Annotated in this window: 12 protein-coding genes; 7 read left to right on the plus strand and 5 right to left on the minus strand. The window is 64.8% G+C overall.

Annotated elements, in window-relative coordinates; translation table 11 throughout:
- Window positions 1-16: 16 nt before the first annotated feature.
- The 3 genes from K1J60_RS06145 to K1J60_RS45655 form a co-directional block, all read right to left on the minus strand.
- The gene (locus K1J60_RS06145) at window positions 17-1573 is read right to left on the minus strand and encodes a hypothetical protein (RefSeq protein WP_259407575.1); all 1557 of its coding nucleotides are present in this window, start codon (window positions 1571-1573) and stop codon (window positions 17-19) included.
- A complete protein-coding gene (locus tag K1J60_RS06150; protein ID WP_259407576.1) occupies window positions 1563-2273 on the minus strand; it encodes a hypothetical protein in 711 nt (236 codons plus the stop codon). Before K1J60_RS06150 ends, K1J60_RS06145 begins: the two co-directional genes overlap by 11 nt.
- A gap of 89 nt (window positions 2274-2362) precedes the next feature.
- Window positions 2363-2680, minus strand: a complete 318-nt coding sequence (locus K1J60_RS45655; RefSeq protein WP_031112459.1) for a hypothetical protein — start codon at window positions 2678-2680, stop codon at window positions 2363-2365.
- Between the two features lie 806 nt (window positions 2681-3486).
- On the opposite strand from K1J60_RS45655, the gene K1J60_RS45660 reads away from it, so the two are divergent.
- Genes K1J60_RS45660 through K1J60_RS06170 form a run of 3 tightly spaced genes read left to right on the plus strand, consistent with a single transcriptional unit; the run spans window position 3487 to window position 5300 of the window.
- The gene (locus K1J60_RS45660; RefSeq protein WP_259407577.1) at window positions 3487-4302 is read left to right on the plus strand and encodes a hypothetical protein; all 816 of its coding nucleotides are present in this window, start codon (window positions 3487-3489) and stop codon (window positions 4300-4302) included.
- Window positions 4299-5087 (plus strand): hypothetical protein, encoded by a 789-nt coding sequence (locus tag K1J60_RS06165; RefSeq protein WP_220645278.1) that lies wholly within the window; start codon window positions 4299-4301, stop codon window positions 5085-5087. The genes K1J60_RS45660 and K1J60_RS06165 overlap by 4 nt, the downstream gene beginning before the upstream one ends.
- A 24-nt stretch (window positions 5088-5111) precedes the next feature.
- Window positions 5112-5300 carry a hypothetical protein gene (locus K1J60_RS06170; protein WP_220645279.1) on the plus strand — a complete coding sequence of 63 codons (189 nt, stop codon included), beginning with the start codon at window positions 5112-5114 and terminating at the stop codon, window positions 5298-5300.
- 98 nt (window positions 5301-5398) lie between these two features.
- Here K1J60_RS06170 and K1J60_RS06175 read toward each other — a convergent pair whose 3' ends face one another.
- The gene (locus K1J60_RS06175; RefSeq protein WP_220645280.1) at window positions 5399-6424 is read right to left on the minus strand and encodes a DUF6615 family protein; all 1026 of its coding nucleotides are present in this window, start codon (window positions 6422-6424) and stop codon (window positions 5399-5401) included.
- A gap of 344 nt (window positions 6425-6768) precedes the next feature.
- On the opposite strand from K1J60_RS06175, the gene K1J60_RS06180 reads away from it, so the two are divergent.
- From K1J60_RS06180 to K1J60_RS06195, 4 genes are all read left to right on the plus strand, one after another.
- On the plus strand, window positions 6769-7479 hold the full coding sequence (locus K1J60_RS06180) for a hypothetical protein (protein WP_031112453.1): 711 nt from the start codon (window positions 6769-6771) through the stop codon (window positions 7477-7479).
- Window positions 7480-7636: 157 nt separating this feature from the next.
- Window positions 7637-8110, plus strand: a complete 474-nt coding sequence (locus K1J60_RS06185; RefSeq protein ID WP_220645281.1) for a hypothetical protein — start codon at window positions 7637-7639, stop codon at window positions 8108-8110.
- A gap of 1769 nt (window positions 8111-9879) precedes the next feature.
- Complete coding sequence (locus K1J60_RS06190; protein ID WP_220645282.1) at window positions 9880-11607, plus strand: GMC oxidoreductase; 1728 nt, start codon at window positions 9880-9882, stop codon at window positions 11605-11607.
- 393 nt (window positions 11608-12000) lie between these two features.
- Window positions 12001-12243, plus strand: coding sequence for a hypothetical protein (locus K1J60_RS06195; RefSeq protein WP_220651997.1), 243 nt, complete (start codon window positions 12001-12003; stop codon window positions 12241-12243).
- 106 nt (window positions 12244-12349) lie between these two features.
- On the opposite strand, the gene K1J60_RS46850 is transcribed toward K1J60_RS06195, so the two are convergent.
- Window positions 12350-13516, minus strand: a complete 1167-nt coding sequence (locus tag K1J60_RS46850) for a bifunctional class I SAM-dependent methyltransferase/NUDIX hydrolase (RefSeq protein WP_220645283.1) — start codon at window positions 13514-13516, stop codon at window positions 12350-12352.
- Window positions 13517-13549: the final 33 nt, after the last annotated feature.

Consider the following 13549-nt stretch of genomic DNA (forward strand, 5'->3'; position numbering starts at 1 on the left):
TGCGACGGGACGGGCATCAGCGCATCTCCTCGTCCGGTGGCGGAGGTGGTTCCGGCTGCTCGTCGGCGGGCTCTGGCGGCAGGGACGCCGGGCCTCCCGGCCCCATCGGCTCCTCGCCGGCCGTCGCGTTGTCCGGTCCTCCGGTTTCGGGAGCACTGGTGGCAGGCGGCGCTTCCCCGCCGGTAGCAGGGCCACCGCTGCCGTCGGAGTCACTGCCGTCGGACGACGGTGTCGCCGAGCCACCGGAGTCGAGACCGGCGGTCGCCCCGTCGACGCCGCGTTCGACGGCGGCTTCGGTCTCGTCCTTGGCCTTATCGACGCCCTTCTTCGCGGCCACGGCCGCTGCGCCGGCACCGGTCGCGGAAGCTGCTCCTTCGGCCGCTCCGGCTTCGGTGGCTCCCTCGGTTTCCCCGCCGCTCAATGCGTCGCCGTCCGCCGCGTCAGCGTCGTCGCCGTCGTCGTCCTCGCCGGATCCGCCGCCGTCACCTCCGCCCATACGCGACTTGAGCTCTCCGTAGGAGTCGCCCACCTGGTCTCCGACGTTCTTGGCCCGGCCCTTCAGGTCGTCGCGGGCGGAATACATGTCGCGCAGCTCGTCGACGAATCCCGGGATGAACTTCGAGAATTGGAAGGGCATGTAGAAGGCAAGAAACAACAGCGCCAACGCGGTGAAGACGGTTGCAAAGGACTGCGCCAGACTCTTATTGGGGCTGTCGGAGGCCAGCGTCCCCGAAGCCAGCGCAAGAACCGTGAACGTCACATATTTCGACCCGATGATCGCGACCATCACGCCGAACCATCGTTTGGTGTGCCCCCACAGATCGCGGTCCACCAGCCCGCTGAACACGGTCGGCCCGAAGACGAGTCCCGACAAGATCAGCGCGTTGCGGACGATGAGCTCCAGCCACACGCCGGCCACCGCCGCCAGCAGCGCCAGGGCAAAGAAGATCACGATGATGGCGCCGCCAGGGATCGCCATCAGCGCCAGCATCGCCGTCGTAACAGTGACCACCATGTCGGCGGCGTCTCCGGCCACGGGCTTGAACATGGCCTCCGCAGCCTCATCGACGATGCGCACGGTGTAGGCAATGGCCAGCGGCGCGAAGGCAGAGACCAGAACCGACATCAGAAGAAAGCCGATCGACTCGGCCAGCGCCTGAAGCGGCGGCACCCCCTGAATCGCCCTTTTGGCCACGGCGATCAGCCAATAGATCACGGTCAACACCGTGGACGCGGCGAACGCCATGGTGTACGTCCGCAGAAAGCCCGGGTCCTGCCAGTCGATTCGCGTGGTCGAACCCAATGCCTTCATCATCTGGGTGAAGATGCTGGTCACGGCATTGTTGAAGAACTGGGCGATATACCCCAGAGGATCGCTCGCGAAATCAATGGCCTCATTCGTCTTCTCGACGACGCCGCAGACCTTGTCCGCAAACGGAATGTTCTTGCACGACCAGTCACTGAATTCATTCGCCTGGGCCTGGCCCGGGGCAAGCATTATCGAGATCGTGGCCGTGAAGCCGACGATCCAGGTCAGCCGGGTACGCACCCGGTAACGAGTCTCAGCCTGCATACGGGGGCGCATTGAACTCCCGATCTGCCGTGCGGAACTCGTCGACGCTCGTGGGGTCGTCGCTGCCTGCGTCCAGCGGCGTTGGACCGTTGACGGAATTGATCGAGGCCAACTTCCAGTCGCCCGACTGCCACTGCAGCGTCAGCGTGTAGGTGGTCCAGGACGCGGACACGGGCATCGGTGCGTTCGTGTCCGTGACGCCGACGAGTCCGGCCATCCACACCTCGACGGTGGCCACCTGATCGGTGTATGTGGTGACCCGGGTGCCCATCGCCGCACCCCGCGCGACCAGCTCATCCCCATTGCCACTGGTGACGCCCAGTGAACTGAGGACTTGCTGCATCCCGTTGTCGTCGTTGCGGGTCTGCCGGTCCAGCGCCTCGCTGGTCATCATCGCGGCGAGGGTCGCGTGCCTGACCTTCTCATCGGTGAAGTACGCAGCAGACGATCGAGCCACCTGGTAGTTCACCGCGGCCTGAACAGCGCCGGCCTGGTTGTGGGTGTAACCGACCGGGACACCGCTGACGAGCTTCTTGGCTGTGCTCTTGGTGTCTCCGCCGGTGTCGTTCCGTTCCGCCGGTGCGGTCTGGTTCTGGCGATCGGACGAGCCGTCGGACGTCGATCCGCCGCTACCGCCGGACAGGCTCATGAACACGGCGAGGATGACCAGCGCGAGGAAGGCCGCGCCAGTGATGGCCATACCCCGCCACCAGGGCTTCCCGCCCGTCGCCTCCGTCGGGTTCTCGTCGACCAGGACTCGGGTACCCCGGCCAGGGGAGCTCTGGCGGGTCATATGCCCATCCCGTAAACGATCGTGAAAATTGTTCCGATTGAGGCGACGACGAAGGCACCGACGAGGCTGCCGGCGATCTCCTTCTTGCCCTTGCTGACCTGGGCCACGTCGTGCTGGCCTTCACCGACCTTGAGATGCACCGCGCCGAGAATCGCGCGCCCCAGCAACACAAGGACGACGCCGGCCATGAGGGCTTGGATCACCGTTCGCCCGGTCGTCCCCAGCTGCCCGAATGGACCCCAGTCCGGGGACAGTCCGTTCACGAGGGTGCCGATGTCACCACTCGCAGCAAGATCCACCAGGTGTTGTGGCATCCCCCGACTCCCCTTCCACCCTCGTTCCGGAGGTCGACCCGAACCTGGGCCGTGACGGTGAAAGGTACATACACGCAAACTTGACAACAAGCGTTTACAGATTGAGAGACCGTTGCACGACGTCAAGAACGCACCGGGGGGCGCTCCCGTGAACCACGGTCAGCCCTTATGTGGCACCTCCCTGCGGGTTCCTCGAATAGTCATTCGAGGCAGCGTAAAGTCCCAGGTCACAGGCGCCCTGTATCTGCCTCATGCGGCTTCAGTCCGCACCCAAGGGCGCCCCTCCAGACGGGCGGAAGCGTCGTGGAGAACCCCAATGTGGCGCCATCAAATCCTCAGTGAACCCGCCCCCGAGTAGCCTCACGCGACCCCGGCGTGGGTAGCTCTCGCCCCACAAGTACTGTTCACTGACCTCATGTCATCAACACACGTTTATGGCTGAGGACCTGATGAATGGGCTAGGAAAAACGGCCATAGGTGTCGCTGCGGCAGGCGTCTCGGTGCTCTCGCTCTGCGTTCTCGCAGTCGGCGGTGCCACGACAGCAGCCAACGCCAACACCTGCGAGACAGGCCTCCAGCCAGTGGGAGACGGGGAAAACGGAGCGGGCGCGGGAGGGGAAGCCCCAAAGTTCGACGGCACGCAGGAAGTCAGCGAATCCCAGGTAACCGTGCCGCTCCACCCGGAGGGCACACAGAACAGCGCGAAGTGGAGCGCTCGACAGGTACGCAACGCAGGCACGATCGCCAACGTCGCCCGCACACGGCACCTTTCACCTCGGGCAGCGGTCATCGCCGTGGCGGTCGCCATGCAGGAGAGCACGCTCGACAACCTTCGCGGCGGTCACATGGACAGCGTGGGACTCTTCCAGCAGCGGCCCTCACAGGGCTGGGGAACAGTCAGTCAGCTCACCGACCCCGTGTACGCGGCCGGCAAGTTCTACGACCAACTCGTCAAGATCGACAACTGGCAGAAGAAATCCCTGACCAAGGTCGCCGCGAGCGTCCAACGACCTGCCGAGAAGTACCGCAACGAGTACGCCAAATGGGAGTCGACAGCCGGCTCACTCGTGGCCAAGACCTGGGGAACCCACGCCGTGACCTCGATCAGCACAGGCTGCGACGACCCTGCCGCCTCCGGCGGCAAGGACCCCAACACCAAGTTCAACGTCAAGAATCCGCGCACCGTCGCCCAGGCGATCACCAGCGCCCGCAACGAGGCGGGCAAGACAGGCTGGTACCGGCGGTGCGACAACTTCGTCGCCCAGGCCTACGGCTGGGGCTCCTCCGGATCCGCAACCGCCAACGTTCACTGGAACCGACTCGTGGACGCGGGGCTCGCTCACCCCGGCAACATGTCACCACCCCCAGGAGCGCTGCTCTTCTACGACACCGGCGAGTCAGCGGGACACGTGACCCTCTACCTGGGCAACGACCAGGTCGCCAGCAACGACGTCGGGGACGACTACCCGCGCCAAGGCAAGATCGCAATCGTTCCACGGGAAGAGCTCACGAACGGCGCCTGGCGGCTGCGGTACCGCGGATGGGCCGAGCCGAGCTTCCCGAGCGCCGGCGGAATCAGCACCATCCCCCTCCTCCCGGACAAGAAGGTGGGCCAACAGTGAACGCAATACCTCCTGATGCAATGCAGGTTCGGATCACTCCTGATGGGATCTGCTTCATTGACGAGGAGTACTTCACCCCACCTCCCGGCGCGTCCCTCAACGAAGCCGTCCTGGCTCACCTCCAGTTGGAGGCTGCGGCGCTGGAGATGCCAATCCAGGCCGTGATCCAAGACGAGCAAGCCCAGTACACGACATCGATCCAGGTCAACACCGACGGCACCAGCCACCCCCTGGACGACGAGACGTCGGTCTCCCACAACCCGAACCTGCCTCAGCCGACCGCCATGCCGGCACCTCCCGCATCGCCACACACTGCGGATCCTGTACCTCCAGATCGGCCGTACGAACCGCTGCCTGAGCCCTACCGCGGACGGCTAGCTTCCACATGCGCAACCGCCAACGAGGACCGCTTCACCGAGGCGGCCCACGAGGCCGATCAGCTTCTTGCCGAGTTGTCCACCCAGTACGGCCCCAGCCACCTGTACACCCTGGCAGTCGCCCTCGTACGCGGTGACATCGCCTGGCTCAGCCAGGACTATCTATACGGCGCGCAGATCTGGATCTTCATGGCTCGGTCGTGGCACCTCCACCTCGGCCCACAGCACGGCACGACCGTCCGCGCCGTCGGCAACGCTCTCGGCTGCTGGGGGCGCCTGCAGCCCGAGGACGCGAAGGCGTCCGCCCCTCATGTAGTCAAGCTCCTTCAGGACATCACCATCCCGAACGCCGACTCGGCACTTCGGACCATCAACCAATGGACGCAGAGAATCGCCCTGGCCAACTAGTGGACAAATAGGGATACTTAACCCATGAATCCCATCCGCCTCGGGCGCACCATCATCTTCCTCCTGCCGTACACCCTCATAGTCACCGGAATCCTCGCCGCGTCGAAGGTCGCTGGCGCCCCCGGCGGCGTCGGCACAGCGTTCCAGGCCCTTGGCGTAGCGGCCGTTGGCGGATTTTGGGCCTGGCGACGCGGTCGGCGCAGCGGCTACTGATCTGCACCAAGTCGTGCTTCCGAGCCTGTCCCCCCGAGTGCAAGGCATGACGGAGCAATCCAGCCTGCGTGAGCCTGCTCGTGCTGCTCTCAGTACCGCTACCGGTAGCGGACACACCCCTCGAACCAGTTGGGGGGCATCTGCGCTCGGCCGTCGCTGACGTCCACCAACACGGTCGCCACAGTGGGCACAGGCGGGGCTGGCGGTTCCGCCTCATCGGCTTCGAGGAGCTGGAGCACATGGGGTGGCAACCGGTGAGGGCCACCACGCAAGATGACGGGAGCGTCATCGTCACGATTCACGTCCGGGGTTTGGGCGTGGGCAACGTTCTCCCCAGCGCCGTGGCCGGGGGTTGATCCGGCCGAGTACGTCGGTGACCGGTCCATGCCCACGAGCGTCATCTCTTTGACGGCGGCGAATACGTCACTAATGATCTCGCTGCTGGAACGGGAGGTCGATGCGTTGGCGGCCCCACGACGGTCGCACAGCACCCTGTTCCAAGGCAGCGATTCCGCCCACAGAACCTTGTGACGCACATTTTGCCCGTCTGCCTTCCGGCCGACCTCGCTCTGCACGCGATACGCCGACAGGAGCGTGCATCCATGGTGTGACCCGTCAGCGACGACGTGATCGCATAGAAGCCCTGCCTGAGCCGCTTCCTCCTCGCCCCCGCCGGCCCAATCCCAGTGGTTGTACAGCAAGTAGACAGGCACGCACCCGACGGCCAGCGCGTGCTGGACGAGCAGGTCGCACTGGTAGACGTTCCTTTTCCCGACTGTGTAGTTGAAGGGGTACCGGCTCTGCTTCGACGCCTTCTTGGCCTGGATCCGCAGACCGACCCCGTGAGTGCGGTTATGGATCCACAGCTCCCAGTCGGCACCGTTCTGACGCTCCTGGTCCTTGGTGAACTGGAAGACCTTGACCCGGTCGCCGACGAACTGACGCAAGTGCCGGATGTTCATGTCAGTGAGGCTTTCCTCACCAGGCGCAGGGGGGTAGCGGTGATGGCCGTTGTGCAGCCAGTGGAACGTGTCGCCGGCTATCCACATCAGCACCTCGCACAGCGAAGTCTGCTGACCCACCTGGGGGTCGGTGCTCGGCAAGGGGAATGCGGTTCCGATCATGGGCATCAGCTAACCAAAGGCCACCGACATGAGGCGTCCGAAGCGGCCGAGAAACCGGACGTCGTTCTCCGGCTCTCCGGCCCTCGTCGACCTTCACCTCGGCAAGGCCCTCGCCAAGAACGCAGCGGGCCGCTGACAACTAGCCACACAAGACATCGGCGCTCCCGACTATTCCGGTGGGGACGCAGGCGGCCTTCGGCCCCCTTCGAGGACGGTGCCGAATAGCCGACAGTCCCGCCCTCGCCCCGATCCCGGCAGACCTGAGCGAGCCCTACCCGGTGCGGACGGGTGACCTGTAAGTGTGTCGCCGCTCCGGCCATCCTGGGGTGCGCGACGCTCCGATCATGACGATGGTGGAGATCCAAGTACCCGGGGACCGACTCGACATCACCGCCCTGGAAGTTGCATTCGCCGATCTGCCTGTCGCCAGTGCATCCGTCGCGCTGGTACGCGGGTTCGGCGGTGACTTGGATGAACTGAGGGAAACACTGCGGGAGTACTTCGCCGATGGCGCCTCGTGGTGCCGGGTCGGCAACGCAGTCCACACGGTGACCGACGGAGATGCCGAAGTGCGGCTGGTGCCACGGTCCGACGTGCCGACCTGGCACGCGGACTACTTCCAGGCCGGTTGGAAAAGTCGCGAGGGTGCGCGGATTCCGCTGGAGTCTCGGCTGCAGTACGCCAGGTACGTGGACAGAAGGCATAAGGCACGCGAATCCTGCCTCCAAGGCGAGGACCTACGCGAGGCGGCGGCCAAGGATGGGGCCGGGGGTGTCGACAAGCTGGTACGGCACCATCGTGCTCAGCTCGCCGAGTGGTACGACGCCCTAGACGTCCTGCTCCACTCGGTCCAGACCGGTCCGGACCTCCCCGAGTGGGCCACCTCGGTGGCCAAGGAAGAGCTGCTGGACTGGCACCGGACCCGCGAGTACCTGACGAGCGCCGTGCTCGAATACCACCACGGCAGCGACACCGAGCCGCGCCCCGAAACGGTGTTCGGCAATCTGTGCTTTCACTTCTCGGCAGGCTCGGTGGAACTGGTACCCGGGCCTTAAGACGGCGACATCCGGTACGCATGCCTGAGCACGGGGCGGAGCTGTGGCGGGCGAAGCACCCGCCGGCTTCTCCGGTTGTGCGAGCGAAGCAGTGCGATAGACGGCAAGCGTCGCCGCGCTTCTCCTGGTGGGACTGCCCCACGGATAACGTGGCCCCATGGATGAGGCGACGCAGCACGCGGCGTGGGACATCTATGTCTCCCTGCACAACCTCGCTGCCGCTCATGTCCTCGGCGAGGTTCTCACCACCGTGCAGAACGATCAAGTGATTCTTGGCGACATCGACGACGCACTGGAACAACTGAACGAGCATGAGGCAGTGTTGCGCCTTGCCGATGCTGAGCTCCTCCAGCGCGTTCGAGACGCCATCGCCACCTGGAACGCTCGTCCCGGCAGCCGACTTGCTGAAGTTCTACCGCTATTGGACCGTCTGGAGAGGATCCTGGGACTTCCCTCCCGCCCCTTCTCCCGCCCACCACGTGAGCGCCATCAGCGCCTCCTGGGCCGCAAGGGGCCTGTGCGGGTCTCTAGAAGAGCCTGGACCTCCTCGCGCTGCCGCTGCTGGACGCTGCCGAGCCGGCAGATCGTCACGAACCGACCATCGTACGATGCTCGGCGCCCCAATAACTGAGCCACTTCACCTCCTGCTTGCCATGTGGCTTAGGTCCTCCAGTCGGCGCCCCTTCTTTTGCCTCTACGAGTGCGACAGTAGCACCAAATGCGCTCCAGTAGAGAAGGCATCCATTGATTATTGGGATCACCCAGCCGTACCATTCGTTCACGCCGACTATCGCTGCACCCAAATAGGCGACACCTATTGCGATGAAGAATGGAATCCCGCGCGAGTCTCGCCCCACTAGGACCCTAGCCGTATTGCCGAGGAGAAAAACGATGGCAACCGAACCGGCGAAACTGAGGAATGAGTCTGCCGTATAGAAGTCTTCGTTCATGTCACTCGCCAATCCGTGCATGCACTTGTACTGGACCAAGTGATCTGGCTGGCCCGTCAATAACCGACCGCAGAATGGCTTCTGGGACGTGAGCGTATGAGAATTTTCCGTTACCGCTGATGACCATTCCGTACCAAACGGAACCATCTTTGCTCAGCACCCAGCTGCCAGATTCTCCCTCTTTACTAAATTTTCCACCGAACGGCGGCCAAGCGATTATTCGCCTTACTTGTTGGCGCCGGATCATGATAGATGGAACAAGGCAAACTCTCCCGTCATGGGGGAACTCGGGATTATATCCCTCGATTACCCCTAGGCGCTTCCTCTTTCGTCCTCGACTTAGATACACAACCGTATTGATAGCTTCCGGGTGATGTTCCCTCTGTCCGAGATCACAGGGGTGCACCGCTCGCAATTTGCTCGGTATATCGAAACATTCTTGATCGAGCGAAAGGAGTGCGAGGTCAGGCGCGGTCATGCTTTCTCTATATTCCTCAACGAATTCCGCCGAGTAGCATCCCGGAGAAATCACATGAGCGCATGTAACTCCCAAGTCGCCGACTTCTCCAACGGTGAGGATGCCGCCAATTCGACCGGATCTTCCTCCCGGGACTTTACAGTGGCCTAGTGGCGTCGGCGGCCTTCGCTGTTCTACGTCGACCCCTATTCCGAACCAGTCAGGAGAAACCTCTGCGATGCTCCGGAGGTAGCCTACAAAAACCTCTGGATGTCTTGAAGATATTACTGCACAATAGGGGAATTGCTTCGTGTGGCTCCGTGCTCGCATCCTGAATTTAGGGACAAGTTGCAGTGAAACGGATGGCGAGAGGTTCTTCCACGCATTTTGGAAAGGCTCATCACTGTAGGCGGCAACGTCTTGCACAATTGCCGCGACGGTGTCGGCTACCCGCCCTATAAGCAGGAGCGGTTCGCTCTCCATTTCGTGGCGCAGCCAGTATGCTCGATCTGCGGCTTCTCGTGGACTGAGCTCAACAACCCTTCTCTCGCGAGAGTGCCTGAGGGGTGGATGCTCTGTTGGGAATTGCCGCAATAGCTCTTGCCTCATCGCCGCCATTAGATGCAAGCGGCGGCCGCTCGCTGCTTGCGAAGCTTCGCGATAACTGGCATACGGGATGACCGTCCGGCGCCTACCGGACATAATCTGCTGGAGTCGAGCGAAGACTCGCCTACTTCGAGTTGAGCCATTTTCGTCATGCCTCGGTGGCTCGTGGGCAGTGGACATGGCCGCACCTTGAATCTTGCAAGTAGGGCTCTTTTCAGCGTAACGCAGCTTTGCCGATCGCGCCCCTCAGGGATCGTCAGGTGGCTTCCCCCTTGGTCGTCTCGCGGGGCGGTACGGACGCCTGCACGATGTACTCATGGATGTCTGGTAGTACCGCAGTGGGCCCGGCTGCGGCGGCCTGGCCCGATACTCTTTCCGACGAGGGTGATGATGCTCAAGCAGCTTGTCGTAGGCGACGATCCGACCTCGGTTCAGGAGACCAGCTTCTCGATCGATGTCTTGGGGCGTTTCCTCTGCAACACCTGGGAGGAGGCCACCCAGAACGGCGGTCCTGCCTTCGACGTGGTGGTCATCGGCGGAGGCATGTACGGAGCGTACTGCGCGGCCAAGGTCTTCCGGCGCCACCCCGGGAAGCGGGTCCTGCTGCTGGACGCCGGGAAGTTCCTACTGCCGGAGCACATGCAGAATCTTGGACGCACGGGGCTGGAAATCCCCTCCCCCATCGATCCGGCGAACGATCCGCACGTCGCCCGAGCCCATGTCTGGGGCATTCCATGGCGCGGCAACGTGGAATTCCCCGGACTCGCCTATTGCACCGGCGGGAAGTCCCTCTACTGGGGAGGCTGGTGCCCCAGGCTCACCCCTGGGGACCTGCTGCGGTGGCCAGCCTCGACCGCACTGTACCTAGCCATGAACTACCTCGACGTCGAACGTGAGATCGGCGTTGTTCCGGACACGGACTTCATCACTGGGGATCTGTACACGGCTCTGCTCGCGCGGCTTCCGGCGGCCGCCGCGGCGGTCCCTGGCATCGAGACGACTCTGGGCAACCAGGGCGTCGAGCCACCGCCGCTGGCCGTACAGGGGAACGCCCCCGCTTCGGGGTTGTTCAGCTTCGACAAGTACAGCAGCCTGCCGCTACTCAGCGACGCCGTTCGTGCGGACGTCGGCGTGTCAGGCGGCAACGACAGCAACCGTCGGCTCTTCGTCGTACCCCAGGCACATGTAATCAAGGTGCACACAGCCGGAGGAGTCGCCAACGCCGTCGAGCTGGACGTTGCTGGCCAGCGCGCGTCCCTGCCGGTCGGGCCACACTGTTCGGTGATCTTCGCGGCGAGTGCCGTGGAGAGCACCCGGCTCGCGCTGCACTCGTTTCCGACCCCGCTCATGGGTCGGAATCTGATGGCCCATGTGCGCAGCGATTTCACCGTGCGCATCAGGAGAACTGCCCTGCCCGCGTTCCCTCATACGCCGCCGGGGCGTGTGGAAACCGCCGCACTGCTCGTTCGAGGGGCCGTGCCCGAAGGGCGGTTCCATATCCAGGTCACGGCGTCGACCAGCCGGGGCGGATCGGACGAGCTCCTCTTCCGTATGATCCCCGACGTCGATCTTTTCGAGCAGCAGATGGCGAACGCCGATCCCGACTGGCTCACCCTCACCCTGCGCTGTATCGGCGAGATGAGCGGGGACACGGTCAGTTCCGTGCCGGACACGTCGAAGAGCTGGGTGAACCTCAGCCCTCACCAACGAGACGAGTTCGGGGAGCCACGCGCCTACGTCCACTTCACACTGAGCCAGCAGGACGCCACCGTCTGGGGCAGGATGGACAAGGCGGCGCTCGACCTCGCTCAGGGCCTCGCCGGCAACGCCGCCTCCATCGAGTACCTCTACGACGGAGGCTGGCAGGCATCCCCCTTCCCATTGAACCGGCCGTTCCCGGAATGGCACCGCGGGCTGGGAACGACGTACCACGAATCGGGGACCCTCTGGATGGGAGACACTCCGCAGACCTCGGTAACCGACTCCGTGGGCCGGTTCCATCACGTAAGCAACGCCTATGCATGCGACCAATCGCTGTTTCCCACGGTCGGTTCGGTCAACCCGGTGCTCACGGGCCTGACCTTGACCAAGCAGCTCGTTGAGCACCTCCCATGACCACGAAGATCCTGCCGTGCCGACGTCGGTCATGCACGCCCACCTCGCTCGCGCGGCACAAAGGACAACTAGACCTAGTGGACCGTTAGTTCAGAGAAGTCAGGCGCGGCTTCGTGCGGATACGCGACCGTCGCACCGTCAGGCCGTACGGCGTCATCCACCGCGAGGCGGATTCGGTTGTCTGGTCCACCGGCGAAGAGGGTCCGGCTGCCCCGCTTGTGCCATCGGCCATCACTGTTCATGCCCAGGGACCCTAATGCCCCACCAGCTCGGCCAGGACCTGTCGGATGATCCGGGGAGTCTGGGTCGGCTCCTGCAGCGCACCCACGCGGCCCAGGCTGGGGCTCGGGCCGGTGTTGGCAGCATGACGGCGTCGCTCATACGGTAGCGACCATGACCCAGACCCTCGACCAGCGCAGGGTGAGCGAGATCGCGCGTTCGCTCAACCGGTACGAATGGCGGCCCACCGCTGAGGAAGTCATGTGGCCGGCCGTGTCGGTGATGAGCACGGACACGCCGGTCCACAGGGTGGCCCGGGAGGCGCTGTACGCGGTGGCCGGCATCGCGGTGCTGTGCGGCGCGGGTTCGCTGGGCGGTGGAGAGGTCATGTGGGCTCCGAATCATCGAGAGGGGTAGCGGGCGGGGCGTGCGGGCGGGTGGCCTACGAGCAAGTGCCGCCTGGGTGGGAGTCGGTGGTACGGGTGGCGGGATAGACGGTGGTGTGGGCTGTTGTCTGCCACAGTCATTGCGCGGCGGCCGTCGTGTCGGCGAAGGGGGTGAAGTGCGCGGGCGGGTGGTCGATGGGCAGGTCGGGCCGCCAAGCGGTCAGGACTTGGGCGCTGCACTCGAACAGGCCGGAGGGCAGGGAGTCCAGGGGCCACCAGCGCCAGTCGCTCACGCTCTCGTCGAGCTGGTCGGCGGGGTTCCCCTGCCAGGTGGTGACGAGGGCGGCCACCGTGATCCGGACGACGTCGCCGACGTGGTCGAGGAGCGTGCCGAGCAGGCGGACGTTCTCCGGGAGGGCGGTGAGGCCGGTCTCCTCGGCGAGTTCGCGCACGACGGCCTCGGACCATGATTCGCCGGGCTCCACAGTGCCTCCGGGCAGCTCGACCGTGCGCCGGCGGTGCCGGCCCAGCAGGACACCGTCCGGCCCGGACAGGATGATGCCGACGCCGAGGGCCGCGTGCGCGACGGGTGGCCGGGTGGTCCGCGGGCGGGACGTGACGCGGACGGGGCGGCGGACCTGGAAGAGCCGGTAGGAGGCGTGGTTGTCCTCTTCCGGGGCGTCGAGGACGGTGATGTGTTCCACCCGCAGTCCGTACTGGACCAGCAGGTCCTCCCACAGTTCGGACGTGAGCACCCACATCTGGACGGTCAACTCCGGCCCGTCGGCCAGCCGCAGGGTCTCCGGCCGCGGGGCGAGCGCGGTGGAGGGGCCATCGCCCTGGGAGTTGGTGTGCAGGACGGTGAAGCACAGCCGGCCGCCGGGCTTGAGCGCCGCGCTCAGGGCAGGCAGCAGCCGGTGCGGGTCGATGTAGGGGACGGAATGGACGGAGTAGATCACGTCGTACGGGGCGGCGGCCTGGAGGTGCTCGACGGCGTCCGCCAGCACCACGTTCAGCCCAGGCACTTCGTCGTAACGGGCGCGGGCGCGTTCGATCTGGGTGGGTGAGAAGTCGACGGCGTCCACGAGCGCGCCGTGGTCGCGGGCGAGGTGGGCGGCGTGCCGGGCCAGGCCGCTCCCGAGGTCCAGCACCCGCCGGCCGTCAAGGTCGCCGAGGATCGCGGTACCCGGCCCGGTGCCGCCGGGGCCCCAGTCGATCCGCACCACCTCCGCCAGGAGTGTGCCTCGCTGGAGATGGTGGCGGCCGTAGGTGGTCCACGCCTCGGCGTTGGCTGATTCGATCATGAAGTGGCTGTCTCCGGTGGTGGAAAGGGCGGG

Source organism: Streptomyces akebiae (assembly GCF_019599145.1).
Lineage (GTDB): Bacteria > Actinomycetota > Actinomycetes > Streptomycetales > Streptomycetaceae > Streptomyces > Streptomyces akebiae.